The sequence below is a fragment of the Candidatus Pelagibacter communis genome (assembly GCF_001179845.1).
GTDB lineage: Bacteria > Pseudomonadota > Alphaproteobacteria > Pelagibacterales > Pelagibacteraceae > Pelagibacter > Pelagibacter ubique_Q.
Genome location: NZ_CVSB01000033.1, coordinates 1 through 3,753, shown reverse-complemented (window position 1 = coordinate 3,753; position 3,753 = coordinate 1). Strand labels below are relative to the sequence as shown.

The window sequence follows — 3,753 nt, the reverse complement described above, 5'->3', positions numbered from 1 at the left end:
AAGATATCTAAAAACTCTTAATAAGTTTTAAATTATATCTTCTGGTTTTTGATATTCATAACCAAATGCGTCGGCTACAGCTTTGTATGTTAGATAGCCTTTGCATACATTAAGTCCTGCTAAAAAGTTTTTATCCTCACTTAAAGCTTTTTGATACCCTTTGTTAGCAAGTTTTACTAAGAAAGGTAAAGTTGCATTATTTAATGCAAATGTTGAAGTTCTTGGAACTCCGCCTGGCATATTTGCAACACAATAATGAACTACATCATCAACAATATAAGTTGGATCACCATGAGTAGTTGGTTTACTTGTCTCAATACATCCACCTTGATCTATTGCAACATCAACAATTACTGATCCACGCTTCATTAACTTAATCATTTCTCTGCTTACTAATTTTGGAGCTTCTGCTCCAGGAACTAAAACTCCTCCAATTAAAAGGTCTGCCTCAGAAACTAATTTATTTAAATCAACTTTATCGCTTTGTTTAGGTATAATTTTATCACCAAATATTTCTACTAGTTGTTTTAATCTTGCTTCTGACTTGTCAACTATATGAACTTTTGCTTGCATTCCTGTTGCAATTGTTGCTGCGTTCTCCCCAACTACTCCACCTCCCAGAATTAATACATTAGCTGGTTCACCTCCTTGTACTCCTCCTAATAATACACCTCTACCTTTCTGGTTTTTTTCTAAACAATGAGCACCAGCTTGTACAGACATTCTTCCTGCAACAGCACTCATAGGTGCAAGTAATGGAAGTCTTCCATGGTCATCCGTTACTGTTTCGTAAGCAATATTAATACTTTTAGATTTTATTAATCCCTCAGTTAATTCTTTTGCAGCAGCTAAATGAAGATAAGTATATATAATTTGATTTTCTCTTATCATATCTACTTCTACTTTTTGTGGTTCTTTAACTTTAACTATTATTTCTGTATCATTAAAAATATCAGCTGCTGTATCAGCAATTTTAGCTCCAGCTTTTAAATATTGATCATTATCAAAACCAGCTTCAAAACCACCGTTGTTTTCAACCAATACTTCATGACCTTCTGAAACTAAAGTTTTAACACTATCAGGTGTTAAACCTATTCTATTTTCCTGTGGTTTTATTTCTTTAGGAACTCCAATTTTCATAAAAGAAAATTAATTTTTTTTACTTTTTGCGTAATTCGTTATTCCAGTTCGAAGTTTTTCAATAATCTCGTCAATATGTTTTTTTTCACAAATAAACATTGGAGCAATGATTAAACAATCACCTGTAGCTTTGAAATTAATGCCTGCTTCATAGCAATGTTTGAAACAAGTAAATCCTGCTGCACCTGGTTTTTTATCCATTACAATATCTATTCCACCCATCATTCCATAACCTCTAATGTTATCTACAACATCAATATCTTTTAGAGACATTAAACCTTCTTGGAAATAAGGTGCTAAATTTTTAGCTCTATTGAAAATATCATCCTTTTCAATAATATCCTGTACAGCTAATCCAGCAGCTACAGAAATTGGAATTCCTGAATAAGTATATCCATGAAATAATTCAATTGTTCCTTTAGGAGCATTTTCTGCGATGGCATCATATATATCTTCTTTACACGCAACAACTCCCATCGGGCTTATACCGTTTGTAGTAGCTTTTGCCATTGTCATCATGTCTGGAGTTACTCCATACTCTTGTGATGCAAATGGAGATCCTGTTCTTCCCCATCCTGTAATTACTTCATCAAAAATTAAAAGTATTCCATGCTTATCACAAATCTCTCTTAATCTTTGTAGATATCCTTTTGGTGGAACTAATGTACCGGTTGATCCTGCAATAGGTTCAACAATACATGCTGCAATATTTTCAGCTCCAAAGTTCATACAAATTCTTTCTAAGTCTTCTGCTAACTCAACACCCGTTTCAGGTTGACCGCTTACAAATTTATGTTCTGGTAAATGTGTATGTCTCATATGAACAACACCTGGCATTAAAACACTTGCAAAAGTTTTAACATTATTAACCATACCTCCAACAGAAGTCGCACCAATGTTCATTCCGTGGTAACCTCTTTCTCTACCAACAAATCTAAATCTTTGACTATCTCCTCTTGCTCTGTGATAAGCGATTGCAATTTTAATTGCGGTCTCAACAGCAGTAGAACCACAAATAGTATAAAACATTCTATTGAGGTTTCCTGGAGTATGTTTTGAAATTCTAGTCGCTAATTCAAATGATCCACCAAAACCTTGTTGGAAAGGTTGACAATAATCTAAAGTTTTTAATTGATTTGTTATTGCTTCAATAATTTCTTCTCTACCATGGCCTAGAGGATTACAAAATAATCCAGAGCTCGCATCTATTTGAGTTTGTCCTTGATGGTTTTTTAAATACACACCTTTAGCTTCAACAATTAATCTTGGGTTCTCTTTAAAATCTTTGTTAGATGTAAAAGGCATCCAATGCTCATTTAGAGAATTTGGAATTGCTGTTTTGTTTTGTGTGCTCATAAAAATTTCTTTCTATAAAATATTTTAATTTAAATCTTAAGGCCTCTTTAGACTAAAATAAATGGATTAACTACCACATTATTGACACAACTAATGATTGTATAAAATTTCTTTTTTGTTTTACATCAGGCCCAATTTGAATTTAAATATCGTTAATTTAATTAATTAAACATAGGGGAATAAATGAAAAAAATACTAAGTTTTATTCTAGGATCTATCTTTGCACTTAACCTATCAATTTCAGTTGCTAATTCAGCTGCTAATGAAGTTAGAGTTGCATACTTTCTAGAATGGCCAAGCCCAAATTTAGAAGACATGCAGAAAAAGAATTTTGCTAAAGCTCTTGGTGTTCCAGTTAAATGGACAAATTTCACTAATGGTGGAGCAATGACTGATGCAATGTTAGCAGGAGATATTGATATTTCTTACTCTCAAGGATTAGTACCTTTTATAAATGCTGTAAAATCTAATGCACCTATCAAACTAGTTGATATTGCTATGGAATACGGAATGGGTGGAACTACTTGTGTTACATCTAACGCTTCTGGAATTACAAAAGCAAACGCTACTGAATTAGAAGGTAAAAAAGTTGCTGTTCCATTGGGAACAATGGCTGAATACGTTTTTGATGAAAGTATGAAAGTTGTTGGTGCTGACAGAGGTAAAATGGACATTATTCAGATGGACCCTGAGGAAGGTGCTGCTGCATTAGTAAGTGGCGATGTTGTAATGGCATGTTTATTTGGTGGTAACTCTATCAAAGCAGCAACTGCAGTTGGATCAAGACTTTTAACTGTAGATGAAGCTAGAGCAGCTGGTATCTTAGGTATAGATATCACTTCTGTTACAGATAAATTCATGAAAGAAAACCCAGGTATGTTAAGAACTTTCATCGAAGTTACTCATGAAGCTAATGCTAGATATAAAGCTGGTAAAGCTGACATGAACGCTATGGCGAAAGCTTCTGAAATGACAGTTGCGGATATGAAAGACACTTTGAGTGGTTTCAAATTCTTAACTCCAGAAGAAACAAAAGCATCTATGGAAAGTGGTAATCTTGATGGTTTCCTAAAAGGTATGGGAACTCCAGGAGGAGCTGTAGATACAAGTTTCTTACCTTTGTAATTTTAAGGGTTTAAAACTTTTTAAATAGGCACTGATTTTATAATTGGTGCCTATTTTTTTTATAAAATTTCTAATATAAGGCACTTATGAGTGATCTGATTTCTCAAAATCTGAACATGATTTTTAAAACTC

Annotated in this window: 3 protein-coding genes; 1 reads left to right on the top strand and 2 read right to left on the bottom strand. The window is 33.4% G+C overall.

From position 1 onward, the window contains the following. Window positions 1–27 precede the first annotated feature (27 nt). Window positions 28–1,140 (bottom strand): alanine dehydrogenase, encoded by a 1,113-nt coding sequence (ald, locus tag AMN81_RS03045; protein ID WP_072090653.1) that lies wholly within the window; start codon window positions 1,138–1,140, stop codon window positions 28–30. Between the two features lie 9 nt (window positions 1,141–1,149). After that, window positions 1,150–2,496: an omega-aminotransferase AptA gene (locus tag AMN81_RS03040; RefSeq protein WP_072090652.1), complete on the bottom strand. Its 1,347-nt coding sequence runs from the start codon at window positions 2,494–2,496 to the stop codon at window positions 1,150–1,152. A gap of 183 nt (window positions 2,497–2,679) precedes the next feature. Here AMN81_RS03040 and AMN81_RS03035 point away from each other — a divergent pair, with 183 nt between their 5' ends. After that, window positions 2,680–3,621, top strand: a complete 942-nt coding sequence (locus AMN81_RS03035; protein ID WP_072090651.1) for an ABC transporter substrate-binding protein — start codon at window positions 2,680–2,682, stop codon at window positions 3,619–3,621. Window positions 3,622–3,753: the final 132 nt, after the last annotated feature.

Excerpts from the sequence above, each read along its gene's own strand:
- ald (WP_072090653.1), bottom strand. The coding sequence starts at position 1,140 with ATGAAAATTGGAGTTCCTAAAGAAATAAAACCACAGGAAAATAGAATA.
- AMN81_RS03040 (WP_072090652.1), bottom strand. The coding sequence starts at position 2,496 with ATGAGCACACAAAACAAAACAGCAATTCCAAATTCTCTAAATGAGCAT.
- AMN81_RS03035 (WP_072090651.1), top strand. The coding sequence starts at position 2,680 with ATGAAAAAAATACTAAGTTTTATTCTAGGATCTATCTTTGCACTTAAC.